Here is a 12,228-nt window from a genome sequence, read left to right on the forward strand (position 1 = left end):
AAAACGGCTTTGCGAACGGCTCGGCGCCCCGTGGGATACTTGGGCCATCCCTTGTACCCCTACGGAAACGGCAGCCCGTCCCATGCCTGAGCACGGCTCGGTCAATTCCCTCGCTTCCACGCTCCAGCAGCAGCTGGCGGACGCCCTGACGGCAGCCCTGCCGGAGGCCGGCACCGCGGACCCGCTGCTGCGCCGAAGCGACCGGGCCGACTTCCAGGCCAACGGCATCCTGGCCCTCGCCAAGAAGCTGAAGGGCAACCCGCGGGAGCTGGCCGACCGGGTCACCGCCGCGCTCCCCGCCTCGGAGCTGATCCAGGACATCGAGGTCTCCGGCCCCGGCTTCCTGAACATCACGCTGACCGACCGGGCGATCACGCAGACCCTGGCCGCGCGCGCCGCCGACACCGACCGGCTCGGCGTGCCGCTGAACCCCTCGGCGGGCACCACGGTCGTGGACTACGCCCAGCCGAACGTGGCCAAGGAGATGCACGTCGGCCATCTGCGCTCCGCCGTGATCGGCGACGCCATGGTGCAGATCCTGGAGTTCACCGGCGAGAGCGTCGTGCGGCGCCACCACATCGGGGACTGGGGCACCCAGTTCGGCATGCTCATCCAGTACCTGACCGAGCACCCCGACGAGCTGGGCCACGGCGACGCGGCGGACGAGGCGGCCGGCGAGGCCGCCATGTCCTCGCTGAACCGGCTCTACAAGGCCTCGCGGGCCCTCTTCGACTCCGACGAGGAGTTCAAGGCGCGGGCCCGGGACCGGGTGGTGGCCCTCCAGGCGGGCGACCCGGAGACGCTGGCGATGTGGCAGCGGTTCGTCGACGAGTCGAAGATCTACTTCTACTCCGTCTTCGACAAGCTCGACATGGAGATCAGCGACCCCGACATCGTCGGCGAGTCCGGCTACAACGACATGCTGGAGGAGACCTGCCGGATCCTGGAGGAGACGGGCGTCGCCGTCCGCTCCGAGGGTGCGCTCTGCGTCTTCTTCGACGACGTGAAGGGCCCGGACGGCAACAAGGTCCCGCTCATCGTCAAGAAGTCCAACGGCGGCTACGGCTACGCGGCGACCGACCTCTCCGCGATCCGCGACCGGGTCCAGAACCTCAAGGCCGACAGCCTGCTCTACGTGGTGGACGTCCGGCAGTCCCTGCACTTCAAGATGGTCTTCGAGACGGCCCGCCGGGCCGGCTGGCTGGGCGACGACACCAAGGCCCACCAGCTGGCCTTCGGCACGATCCTCGGCAAGGACGGCAAGCCCTTCAAGACCCGTGAGGGCGTCACGGTCAAGCTGGAGGACCTCCTCGACGAGGCCGTCGACCGGGCCACGGCCGTCGTCCGCGAGAAGGCCGCCAAGATCGGCCTGACCGAGCAGGAGATCGTGGAGAACGGCCGGTACGTCGGCATCGGCGCCGTGAAGTACGCCGACCTGTCGACCTCCGCCGTCCGCGACTACAAGTTCGACCTGGACCAGATGGTCTCGCTCAACGGCGACACCTCCGTCTACCTCCAGTACGCCTACGCCCGGATCCGCTCCATCCTCCGCAAGGCCGGCGACGCGAAGCCCGCCGCCCACCCGGAGCTGGAGCTGGCCCCCGCCGAGCGCGCCCTGGGCCTCCACCTGGACCAGTTCGGCGAGGTCCTCTCCGAGGTCGCCGCGCACTACGAGCCCCACAAGCTCGCCGCGTACCTCTACCAGCTCGCCTCGCACCTCACCACGTTCTACGACCAGTGCCAGGTCCTCAGCGACGACAACACCCCCGAGACCGTCGAGAACCGCCTCTTCCTCGTCGACCTCACCGCCCGCACCCTCCACCGCGGCATGGCCCTCCTGGGCATCCGGACGCCCGAACGGCTTTGAGGGGTCCGATACCCGGACCCACCGCCCCGCACCGGCTTCCGGTGCGGGGCGGTGGCGTGTACGGCGGGCCCCCGCCGGAGCCCGTTGACCACGGCCCCCCACCAGCGCGATAGTGACGCGGCTGACACGCGTCAGCAGAGGCACCAGGGGTGGGGATCTCATGCGGGAGTACGGGGACGACGCGTCGTCCGGGGCGGCGGACACAGTCCGGACGGGTCTGGACGGCGAACGCCCCGCAGGGAACGCCACGTCCTCCGCAACGGCGGCGGACGCGGTCCGGGCGGCGCTCGACGGCGGGCGCCCGGCCGAGGCCCGGTCGCGGGCCGAGGAGGCGCTGAAGGAGCACGGGGTGGACGCCGTGCTGTACGAACTGCTGGGCCGGGGGCATGTCGCCGAGGACGAGGACGACCACGACGACGAGGCCGAGCGCGTCTACCGTCAGGGCCTGGAGCACTTCCCCGACGACCTCGGCCTGCTCGTCGCCTACGCCGAACTCTGCCTGCGCGCGGACCCGCTGGACCATCCCGGCCGCAGCGCCCGGGGGCCCGTCCTGGCCGACCGGATCATCGCCCTCGCCCCGGACTCGCTCCAGGCCCTCCACGTGGGCCGGTACGCGCGCGGCGAGATCAAGGCGGTCCCCCGGGGCGGCACCCTGTCCCCGGGCGCCCTCGCCCACATCCAGCGCCACGACGTGCGCACCGCGCTGGCCGACGCCCCCGACCTCACCGAGGCGGCCCGCCTCGCCTGGGAGCAGGCCGCCGCCTCCCCGTACGATCTGCGCCTGGCGATCCGCGCGGACACGCTCCTCGCGCTCGACCGGCCCGGACACCGGCTGCTCCGGTTCCCCGCACGGGCGCCGATGACGACGCTGGTCATCGTGACGGCGCTGGTCGCGACGTTCCTGGTCACCCGGGCCGCGTTCCACTGGCCGACCTGGACGGGTGTCGTCGTCCTGCTGCTCTGCGCCCCGACGATGCTGCTCGCCCGGCTGGAGCACCGGTCCCGGGCCCTGGCCGGGGCCCGGACCCCCGTACTGCCGGACACCCCCCTGCCGGACAGCCCCCTGCCCCCGCCGCCCGCGTACAGCTCCCGCGAGTCCGTCGCCCGCCTCGCCGCCGGCACGATCGTCCTCTGCGCGGCGGCCTCCCCGCTGCTGTGGCCCGCCCCGCAGAACACGGCCTACCCGCACTACGTGGCCACGCCCCCACCCACGCTCATGGGCGCCCCGCTCCTCAGCGCCGTACCGCCCGTGGACGGCGTCGCCCCGGACCCGAACACGGTCACGACCGAGTCGGACGACTTCGGCCCCGGCACCTTCATGTACGTCTACGGCGCCCCGGACAAGTTGCTGACCGCCGAACCCGTCGCGCTCGTCATCGGCGCGACCGGCGACTTCCACGAGAACGAGCCGGACGCCGTCCGCGCCTACGAGCAGGGCCTCTCCGAGTCCGACTCGACCATCGACGACGTCTGGAACGCACCCCCCGGCCCCCACGGCGGCCACCTGCGCTGCGTCGCCTACTCCACCGACGCGGAGAACGACGGCGCCCACACCGCGTGCAGTTGGCTGGACCGGGGCAGCTACGGCACCGTCGTCCTCAACAAGGCCGACCTCAGCCACAGGACCGCCGCCGCGATCGCCCGCACGGCCCGGGACGCGGTGCTCCGGGAGGACACGTCGGGGAGCACCCGGGCCTGAACGCCGGATCACCGCTCCGGGTGGACTTTCGCCGGGACCGGCCCGGCGTACCGTGAAGGGGACCATCCTTTGCCCGGGGGGTAGGCGTGGGCGTATTCGAGTCCGGAATCGGCGACCGTCTGGCGGAGTTGAGGCTCCGGCGGAACTTCACACAGGAGGAACTGGCTCACAGGGCCGGTGTCTCGGTGGATGTGGTGCGCAAGCTGGAGCAGGGGCGGCGGACCTCGGCGCGGCTGACCACGATCAACGCCTTGGCCAGGGCTTTGGACACGGAACCTTCGTTCCTCGTGGGCCAGCCCTCGACGTTCGAGAGCAATCACCACACGGATGCGGAGATGCCCTCGGTACTCGCCCTGCGGCAGGCGGTGTCGCCGCTCTCGGATCTCATGGGCGGCGAGGCGGACCCGGAAGATCCGCCTACCGTCGTCGAGTTGCAGGCGTCGCTCGCGTCGACCGAGGTCATCCGACGTGAGGGCCGGATGGGGGAGATCGGGCGGCTCCTGCCGCAGCTGATCCGAGACGCCCGTGCCACCGCGCACGTGTCCACCGGCACCGATGCCGCAGCGGCGCAGTCCGTCCTGGCCGTGGCGTACCAGGTGGCCGCCACCACCCTGACGGCCCTGGGCAAGGAGGATGCGGCCTTCACGGCGATGGAACGGTCGTGGACCGCGATAAGGCACTGCGACGACCCGGACCTTGAGACGCTGGCCGCCTCCACACTGTCGTGGATCTTCACCAAACAGGGCAGGCTCGAAGACGCCGAACGCGTCGCCGTGCTGCGTGCGGAGCAGATCGAACCGGGATTCCGGTCCGCGCCAAAGGACTTGGCCCTCTGGGGTGTGCTCCTCCTGCGCGCGGCCACCGCAGCGGTGCGGCAGGAGCGCCAGGTCGGCGATCTGCTGAACATGGCGACCGGTGCGGCGGCGAGCATCGGTGCGGATCTGATGGTGTACGCGACCCCCTTCGGCCCGACGAACGCGGGGGTGGCCAAGGTGAACTTCCTCGTGGAGCTGGAGCGCAGCGACGAGGCGGTCCGAGCCGCGCGTACGGTTCCGGACCTCGGTACCCTGCCGCCGACGTGGCGGGCTCGTTTCCATGTCGACCGGGCCTTGGCCTACGTCGACCTCGACGACGACCCGGCGGCGACGCGGGCCTTGCTCCTGGCCGAGCGGGACGCTCCCGAGTGGATGCGCTACCACTCCACGTCGCGCCGCCTGGTGGAGGATCTGCGCGGCCGCGTTCGACGCAGGGACGCACCGGTACTGGCGCTGGCGGACCGTCTCGGGCTTGCCGGGTAGGACACTGCGCCCCAGCTGATCGCAAAGGTGGGGCGGTACGCCGCTGTGACAGCCGGCCGCCCGTTCCTAGCGTGGTTCCCCACAGACCCCGGCACCAGTGAACTCGGCCCGGGGACAGGGATCGACGCCGAAGAGGGGCGCCACACATGCGCGATATCACAGGACTTCACTGCCAACGGGCAGCCTCCGGCCGGGGAGCCCGCTGATGGGCATGCGGCTGCTTCCCTGGGCCGGCGAGGACGGAAAGCCGTCCTTCCTCATCACGGACGGTGGTGCGGGGTCGGTGCTGAACCGGTTGGCCGACAACCTGGAGGCGGTCCAGCTCGGCATGGCCTCCGACCTCCTGGAGTACATCGACGAGATGCTGTCGGAAGAGGACCTGTCGGAAACGGAGTTACGGGGCGCGGTCGCGTCCCTGTGCCAGGCGGTGCGGGACCTGGTGCGGATCGCGGAGTGCCGGGGTGGGCGTCTGCCCGTACCGCCGCGCGACGACGAGGCGTCCCGGGCGGCGGACGCGGTGATCGACAGGGAGATCGTCAATTCCTCCGCCGTGGAAGGACGGTAGCGGGGGCACATGATGACCGCCCGCGCAGGCGGGCGTTCACGGGGCACGTCGGGGCCGAGGCCGCCCCGTTGTCAGTGGCGCGCCCTACTGTTCGACTATGGCGACGCTTCCGAACCCGCTCCGTTCCCCCGCCGACGCAGGACTGCGACTCCCGCCGGGGACCTTCGTGGACTCCACGATGGTCGGCCCGTGGCACGAACCCCTGCTCTGGTACGGGGAGGAGGCGGCGGTGCCCGGGACGTGGGCGGCGCTGCGTGATCTGGGGCGGCCGGTCGGGCTGCTGCCGGTGCTGATCGACGGCGGGATGCGGAACGAGCTGCCGCAGAACTGGGATCTGGATCCGGACCGGATGTCGTACGCGGGGGACCACGAGGCGGAAGAGGTGCTGCGCGGGTTCTGGGAGGAGTACGCGGGCGACGAACTGCCGCCGGGCGACTCCTCCGTGATCGCCTGGCCGGGCCTGGCGCCGGTGCCGGCCGTGGCCGGGCCGGACACGCCGGAGGAGCTGGCGGCGGCGATCGCGGACCAGGTGACGGAGATGGGCGGGCCGATGGCCGGGCTGCGGGCGGGGCTGGTGCCCGCCCGGCGCAGCGCGGACATACCGGCGGCGATCGGCTGGGCGGGCCCGACGAACCATGAGAACGATGTGGCGCGGCTCTGCGCGGTGCTGCGTTCCTGGGAGGACCGCTTCGGCGCCCGCGTCGTCGCGCTCGGCTTCGACACGATGATCGTCTCCGTGAGCCGCCCGCCGACGACGGCCGCCGAGGCCCAGGCCCTGGCGGCCGAGCACTTCGCGTTCTGCCCGGACAACATCCAGCAGTCGACGCTCAGCACGCTGGAGGTGTACGCGGAGAAGGCCGTGCTCCACCAGGAGGTGTGGTCCTTCTGGTGGGACTGAACCCCGGACGGTCCGAACGGCGGCGGAAGTAACGCCTGCATTGGTCTTGACCAATTTCCCCGAGTGTGAGAATCATGACCGGAGTCGCCACAGAATCTTCATAACTGCTCCGCAGGAGAACCACGCACTATGCGCATACCGACCTCTGCCGCCCTCGCGGCGCTCGGCGGTGCCCTCGTCCTCGGGCTCACCGTCGCTCCGGCCGCCCAGGCCACCCCCGCCGCCGGAGACTGCGCCACCAACGCCTTCGGCATCGCCGGACAGTACGGCGAATTCGTCCTCGGGGACGACGTCCACTCCCCCGACGCGGAAGGTGCCGTGGCGGTGGGCGGCAACGCCGACTTCCGGGGCGGTTTCAGCGTCGGCAACGAGCTGACGTCCGCCCAGGTCGACGCACTGCCCGGCCGGGCGTCGCTCGTCGTGCGGGGCGACCTGCTCAACGGCGGTTCGGCCACCGTCGTGATGAAGGGCAACGCCGTCGTCGGCGGCTCGGTGAAGGACCGGGCCGTCGAGATGCACAACGGGACCTTCGCGAAGAAGGGCGATCTCATCGACTTCGACGGTGAGTTCGCCAAGCTGCGTACGTACTCCGACGCCCTGGCCGGGGAGCAGGCCACCGCCGGGACCGAGGTGCGGCTCGACGGGACCAGGCTGACGCTGACCGGAACGGACACCGGCCGCAACGTCTTCTCCGTCCCGGCCTCGCAGCTGGAGAAGGCGAAGGAGGTCTTCGTCAAGGTCCCGGCCGGGGCGACGACCGTCGTCAACGTCACGGGCGCGAGCTACGACATGGCGAGCGCCGGCACGACGGGCTTCTTCCTCTCGGGCGGCCAGGACTTCGTCCTGGACGACAAGCTCCAGAGCGCGAACGGCGGCGCGGTCCGCGCCGCGCTGCTGTGGAACTTCCCGGACGCCACCAAGATCGTCAAGAGCAGCCAGGCGGCCTGGCCGGGCAGCGTCCTCGCGCCCCGCGCCCACCTGGAACTGGGCACGGGCGCCCCGGTGAACGGCTCGGTGTGGGTGGCCTCGCTGCACGGATCGGGCGGCGCGGAGACGCACCACTTCCCGTTCACCGGCTGCCTCCCGGAGGTCCCCGGCACGACGACCCCGTCGCCCGGCACGCCCACGACGACGCCCCCCGCAACGGGCACCCCGTCGGCCTCGGCACCGCCGACCGGCAGCGCCACCCCGTCCGACGCCCCCTCCGGCACCCCGTCCGGTTCGGCGTCCCCCGGCGCCCCGGCACCGTCCGCCAGCCCCTCGAAGCCCGCCGAGGGCGACCTCGCGACCACCGGCAGCAGCAACATGCTCCCGATCGCCCTCGGCGGCGCCGCGGTCGTCGTCGCCGGTGCGGGCCTGGTCGTCATGACCCGCCGCCGCAAGCGCGCCTGACCCTGACACCGCCGTGTCCGACGGCCCCTGGATCCCGCCTCTACCGGGCGGAATCCAGGGGCCGTTCCCGTACGCCCCGCACCGGCCCGGCCTGCCCCTGCGGACGCACGAACGGCACCGCCCCACTGCCCCTCCCCCGGACGGACCAAGCACCTCAAGCCCTGGACAGAGCGCCACCACCCGCCCAGCATGGGGGCGTTGGCCGGGAAACCCATCCGGCCCCACCGCCCCCGGAGCCCCCAGTGACCCCACCCACACCAGCCGCAGCCCCCGAGATCCAGGCCCTGCTGACGGCCCTGGACGGCCAGCGCCGCCACATCCTCGGCATACTCGACGGCCTCACCGACGAGGAGCTGCGCCGCCCGGTCCTCCCCTCGGGCTGGAGCTGTCTCGGCCTCGTCCAGCACCTCGCGCTCGACGTGGAACGCTTCTGGTTCCAGGCCGTCGTCGCGGGCGACAAGGACGTCATCGGCTCCCTCGCGGACATCGACAACGCCTGGCTGGTCCCCGACACCACCCCCACCACCGACGTCCTCGCCCGCTACCGCGCGGAAACCGCCCTCGCGGACGCCATCGCCACCGCCTCCACCCCCGAGACCCCTCTCGCCTGGTGGCCCCAGGACCTCTTCGGCGACCCCCACCTCCACACCGTCCGCGACGTCCTCCTCCACGTCGTCACCGAAACCGCCTGCCACGCGGGCCACCTCGACGCGGCCCGCGAACTCCTGGACGGGCGGCGGTGGCTGGTGCTGACATAGGCGGGGCACGGCCGGGCGTGGCAGGGCGTGGCCTTCCAGGACATGGCCGCCGGAGTGTTGTGACCGGGAACGTTCACCGGTTGGCGGGGGCTCGCTCCTTCTCAGGACGGGTCGTGGGTCGGGTGGCAGGTCGCTTCGGGCGGGATTCCTATGTGCTCGGTCAGGTGCTGTCGTACCCCCGGTGTACCGTCCGGGCCGAGTTCAGTGTCATGTCGGCGGGCTGACGAAGGAGTGAGGATGAGGAGTTCGACACGAGAGACGGCGGCAGAGGATTCCCAGGACACCGGGGCCCCTGCGGAGGAGAGCGGGCCCGCTCCTGCCGGGTCGCCGGTGAGCAGCGAACTCGCCGCCCTCAAGATCGGTCTGGATCACCAGCGCGAGCACGTCCTGGGGATCCTCGAAGGACTCTCGGAGGAGGATCTGCGACGGCCGGTACTGCCCAGCGGCTGGAGCTGCCTGGCCTTGGTGCGCCACCTCACCCTGGATGTCGAACGCTTCTGGTTCCCTGGGGTGATCGCCGGCGAGCCGGATGCGTCTGCTCACCTACGGGCAGGCGCGGAGGCACACTGGTTCGTACCCGCGGCGATGAGCTCCGAGGAGGTCTTCCACGACTACCGGGCAGCCATCGCGCGCGCGGACGCCGTGATCGCCGCCGCGACACCCGATCAGGAACCCGCCGCCTGGCCCGTGGAGATCTGGCCGACCTGGCGACTGCCTGATGTTCGGCGCATCCTGATCCACGTGCTCACCGAAGTCGCCTGCCATTGCGGCCACTTGGACGCGGCACGTGAACTGCTCGACGGCACCACGTGGCTCGGAGGCAACCCTTACGCCGGCTGAACCGGCGACCGCCGCTGGAAGGTGATGCGGTGGCGGGCGAGCAGGCACCGTAACTCCTCGCGAACGAACGTCACCGCACATCCGGCCGCCGCAAGGATCACCCCGGCGAACCAATACGGTCAGAGCACTAGCCTCCCCCGAGGCCCCGGACGAACAGGGTTCCCGTACGCCGGGTGCCCTCGGGCGGGGCGAGCACGGACGCGGACACCTCCACGAAGCCGTGTTCCTGGAGCATCGGAACCCACACATCGGGTTCGTAGTCCCACCGCTTGACGACGGCGGGGTCCTCATCCGACCCGCGCGGAATGTACGACGCCTGGCAGCCGTAGCACCCTTCGACCGGGGGACGCTGGGAGAAGGCGAACACCCCGCCCGGCTTGAGATGCGCGCGAACAACGGGAAGCAGCAGGCCGGGGTCGGTGAACCAGGCGGCGCCGAAGACGCTGTAGACGGCGTCGAAGATCGTGACCGTGTCTGCGAGGTAGGCGAGCGCGTCGGACCGGTGGAGTTCCATCCCGTCCGCATCCGGCCACCGCTCGCGCGCCTTGTCGAGCTGCCTGGCCGAGAGGTCGATGCCCACGGACTTCACGCCGAGCGTGGCGAGATGCGCGGCGTTTCCTCCCGTCCCGCAACCGAGGTCGAGCGCGCTGCCACCCGGAGGGAGCCCGAGCACATCGGCCCCGGGGCCGTGGTCCGGGTACTGGGTCCAGTTGAACCACGTGCTCTCGCCCCTGGCGTTGGTCCTCCGCCGCTGGGGCTTGCTCTGCGCGTACGTGTCCCATGCGGCGCTGCGCGTGTCACTCACTACCTGTCCGTTCTCGTTCACGGCGTCGGCCGCCCGGCACGTTACCGGGCGGCGTACGCCCCGGACGGGCCACGGCCGCACCACGCCCCACCCCACCCCCACCCCGGAACGCGATGGCTCCGCCCCCGGCCGTCCCCATAAGGTCCGCCCATGAGCGAAGAAGACACCGAGTCCGGCTGTACGCACGACGACGCCTCCGGTGCCGCAAGGGTGGTGTCGTGGCGGGCGCGTTCCGTGGGGCTGGCGCCCGTGGACGTGGATGACGCGGAGCTGTTGCACAGGTGGCGGGCGGATCCGACCGCTGTGTACGAGATCGGGATCTGGCCCCGCTCGCTGACGGCGATGCGCGAGCGCATCGAGCGGAACAACGACAACGACGACCAGGACGACTTCCTCGTGCTGCTCCCGGACGGCACCCCGGTCGGCCATGCGGCGCTGACGCACCAGAGCATGGTCAACGGCACGGCGGAGGTCGAACTCATGCTGGCCCCCGAGCACCGTAGGAACGGGTACGGGGTCGCGGCCCTGGACGCCCTGGTGGACCTGGCGTTCGGCGAACTGCCGATGCACCGGCTGGTGGCCGAGACGCATGCGGAGAACGCCGCCGCCCTGGCCGTCCTCGGCCGCTCCGGCTTCGTCCGCGAGGGCACCAGCCGCTCCGCCTGCCTGCACCGGGGCCGGCGTCTCGACATCGCCGTCTGCTCCCTGCTGCGCGCGGAATGGGAGGCCCTGGACCGGCCCCGCGCCTGGGAGGACTGACCCGGCCCCCTCTGCCGAGCTGCGCGGACGCCGCGATGTCACACTTTGGGCATGAGCAACCCCAAGGACCTCGTCCGTCAGTTCCTCCTCGACGTCCGCTCCGGGCGGCACCCCGAGCGCGCCGGTGACTTCATGGCCGGGCGCGTCCGGGCGCATCAGGTGGTGTCGGAGGCGCCGGCGGTCGTGGAGCGCACGCCGGAGCAGTACGCGGAGCACGTACGGGAGATGCTCGACGCGTACGGGGAGTTCACGCTGACCGTGGACGAGCTGATCGCGGACGGGGACCGGGTGTACGCGCGCTGGACGCAGAAGGGGCGGCACGTGGGGCAGGTGGACGCGTTCGCGCCGACGGGAGCGCCGGTCACGGCGATGACCAGTGCGGTCTACCGGGTGGAGAACGGGCTGATCGTCGAGTACTGGATCCAGATCGATCGGCAGGGAATCGCGGCCCAGCTCCGGCAGGCGGCCGCCTCCGGGCAGTGACCTGTGCTCCCCCTCAGCGCCGCGCGGGCCGGGGCGGCCGGGACTCGCGCAGCAGGCCCCTGAGCCCGTCCACCCGGGCGCGGACCTCGCACTTCTCCGGGTCGGCGGCCACCGCGGATTCGGGGGTGCGGCAGGAGCGGCAGAGGCCGTCCGGGAGCGCTTCGGCGGGGCCGGGGACCCTGCACGCGGTGCACTCCATCGACGCGCTCGGCGCCGCCGGACCGGCAGCGGCAACCGCCCGGCGCGCGGGCGGAAGCTTCTTGACGAGCCGGTCGCGCGTGAAGCCGCGGGGCGAGGCGACCGCTTCGGGCAGTCCGGTCGTCAGGACGCGGACGAGGTAGTCGGTGTCGACGCCGCGCATGAGCCACTGGGCGGCGAGCGGTTCCAGTACGGCGCAGTCGTCCTCCGAGAGCGAGAGCCGCGCATCGCGCTCCCCGAGCAGGGCCAGGGCGCGGAAGGCGGGGGACGGCTCCACGGGCGCCACAGGCGCCCCAGGCACCATGGACGCCACAGGCATCACACGCGCCACAGGCGCTTGCGCGGGCGCGGAAGCGGCCGTTCGCTGAACCGGAACAGCGACTGCGACTGCGGCTGCGGCACCGGCACCAGCACCGGCACCAGCACCGGCACCGGCACCGGCACCGGCAGACACGGTCGCAGGCCCAGCGGACTCAGGAACAGGCACAGCGGACTCAGACACAAGCGCAGGCGCAGCAACCGTCTCGGACACACCACCAGCCGCCAGCGCCGCCCACCACTCGTTGTCGCGGGCCGTCCGCGACCAGTACGTACGGAACACCCACCGCACCTCGCCGTCCGTGCTCACCGGGCACCGGAAGCGGCGCAGGTGTCCCGCCACGGAGA

At 71.9% G+C, this 12,228-nt stretch carries 13 protein-coding genes; 10 read left to right on the forward strand and 3 right to left on the reverse strand.

What is annotated here, in order from left to right; translation table 11 throughout:
• Nucleotides 1-82 precede the first annotated feature (82 nt).
• From argS to ACZ4FH_RS31400, 8 genes are all read left to right on the forward strand, one after another.
• The gene (gene argS / locus ACZ4FH_RS31365) at nt 83-1,867 is read left to right on the forward strand and encodes an arginine--tRNA ligase (RefSeq protein ID WP_467309158.1); all 1,785 of its coding nucleotides are present in this window, start codon (nt 83-85) and stop codon (nt 1,865-1,867) included.
• Nucleotides 1,868-2,027: 160 nt separating this feature from the next.
• Nucleotides 2,028-3,566, forward strand: a complete 1,539-nt coding sequence (locus ACZ4FH_RS31370; RefSeq protein WP_467309159.1) for a hypothetical protein — start codon at nt 2,028-2,030, stop codon at nt 3,564-3,566.
• Nucleotides 3,567-3,652: 86 nt separating this feature from the next.
• Nucleotides 3,653-4,864 carry a helix-turn-helix domain-containing protein gene (locus ACZ4FH_RS31375; protein ID WP_467309160.1) on the forward strand — a complete coding sequence of 404 codons (1,212 nt, stop codon included), beginning with the start codon at nt 3,653-3,655 and terminating at the stop codon, nt 4,862-4,864.
• A 205-nt stretch (nt 4,865-5,069) separates the two neighbouring features.
• Entirely contained in the window at nt 5,070-5,429 is a 360-nt protein-coding gene (locus ACZ4FH_RS31380; protein WP_467309161.1) for a hypothetical protein, read from the forward strand.
• A gap of 97 nt (nt 5,430-5,526) precedes the next feature.
• Entirely contained in the window at nt 5,527-6,327 is an 801-nt protein-coding gene (locus ACZ4FH_RS31385) for a DUF4253 domain-containing protein (RefSeq protein WP_467309162.1), read from the forward strand.
• A 129-nt stretch (nt 6,328-6,456) separates the two neighbouring features.
• Nucleotides 6,457-7,719, forward strand: coding sequence for a choice-of-anchor A family protein (locus ACZ4FH_RS31390; protein ID WP_467309163.1), 1,263 nt, complete (start codon nt 6,457-6,459; stop codon nt 7,717-7,719).
• A 242-nt stretch (nt 7,720-7,961) separates the two neighbouring features.
• Nucleotides 7,962-8,477 carry a DinB family protein gene (locus ACZ4FH_RS31395; RefSeq protein WP_467309164.1) on the forward strand — a complete coding sequence of 172 codons (516 nt, stop codon included), beginning with the start codon at nt 7,962-7,964 and terminating at the stop codon, nt 8,475-8,477.
• A gap of 330 nt (nt 8,478-8,807) precedes the next feature.
• The gene (locus ACZ4FH_RS31400) at nt 8,808-9,317 is read left to right on the forward strand and encodes a mycothiol transferase (protein WP_467309165.1); all 510 of its coding nucleotides are present in this window, start codon (nt 8,808-8,810) and stop codon (nt 9,315-9,317) included.
• A gap of 127 nt (nt 9,318-9,444) precedes the next feature.
• On the opposite strand, the gene ACZ4FH_RS31405 is transcribed toward ACZ4FH_RS31400, so the two are convergent.
• Nucleotides 9,445-10,122 (reverse strand): class I SAM-dependent methyltransferase, encoded by a 678-nt coding sequence (locus ACZ4FH_RS31405; protein WP_467309166.1) that lies wholly within the window; start codon nt 10,120-10,122, stop codon nt 9,445-9,447.
• Nucleotides 10,123-10,272: 150 nt separating this feature from the next.
• On the opposite strand from ACZ4FH_RS31405, the gene ACZ4FH_RS31410 reads away from it, so the two are divergent.
• Entirely contained in the window at nt 10,273-10,881 is a 609-nt protein-coding gene (locus ACZ4FH_RS31410) for a GNAT family N-acetyltransferase (protein ID WP_467309167.1), read from the forward strand.
• Nucleotides 10,882-10,932: 51 nt separating this feature from the next.
• On the forward strand, nt 10,933-11,364 hold the full coding sequence (locus tag ACZ4FH_RS31415; protein WP_467309168.1) for an ester cyclase: 432 nt from the start codon (nt 10,933-10,935) through the stop codon (nt 11,362-11,364).
• A 13-nt stretch (nt 11,365-11,377) separates the two neighbouring features.
• On the opposite strand, the gene ACZ4FH_RS31420 is transcribed toward ACZ4FH_RS31415, so the two are convergent.
• Entirely contained in the window at nt 11,378-11,839 is a 462-nt protein-coding gene (locus ACZ4FH_RS31420) for a hypothetical protein (RefSeq protein ID WP_467309169.1), read from the reverse strand.
• A 41-nt stretch (nt 11,840-11,880) separates the two neighbouring features.
• Nucleotides 11,881-12,081: a hypothetical protein gene (locus ACZ4FH_RS31425; protein ID WP_467309170.1), complete on the reverse strand. Its 201-nt coding sequence runs from the start codon at nt 12,079-12,081 to the stop codon at nt 11,881-11,883.
• Between the last annotated feature and the right edge of the window lie 147 nt (nt 12,082-12,228).

The sequence above is a fragment of the Streptomyces sp. NPDC024555 genome (genome assembly GCF_055559335.1).

Bases quoted from the DNA above. Each gene is read 5' to 3' on its own strand.
- argS (WP_467309158.1), top strand. From the start codon at position 83: ATGCCTGAGCACGGCTCGGTCAATTCCCTCGCTTCCACGCTCCAGCAG.
- ACZ4FH_RS31370 (WP_467309159.1), top strand. From the start codon at position 2,028: ATGCGGGAGTACGGGGACGACGCGTCGTCCGGGGCGGCGGACACAGTC.
- ACZ4FH_RS31380 (WP_467309161.1), top strand. From the start codon at position 5,070: ATGGGCATGCGGCTGCTTCCCTGGGCCGGCGAGGACGGAAAGCCGTCC.
- ACZ4FH_RS31385 (WP_467309162.1), top strand. From the start codon at position 5,527: ATGGCGACGCTTCCGAACCCGCTCCGTTCCCCCGCCGACGCAGGACTG.
- ACZ4FH_RS31390 (WP_467309163.1), top strand. From the start codon at position 6,457: ATGCGCATACCGACCTCTGCCGCCCTCGCGGCGCTCGGCGGTGCCCTC.
- ACZ4FH_RS31410 (WP_467309167.1), top strand. From the start codon at position 10,273: ATGAGCGAAGAAGACACCGAGTCCGGCTGTACGCACGACGACGCCTCC.
- ACZ4FH_RS31415 (WP_467309168.1), top strand. From the start codon at position 10,933: ATGAGCAACCCCAAGGACCTCGTCCGTCAGTTCCTCCTCGACGTCCGC.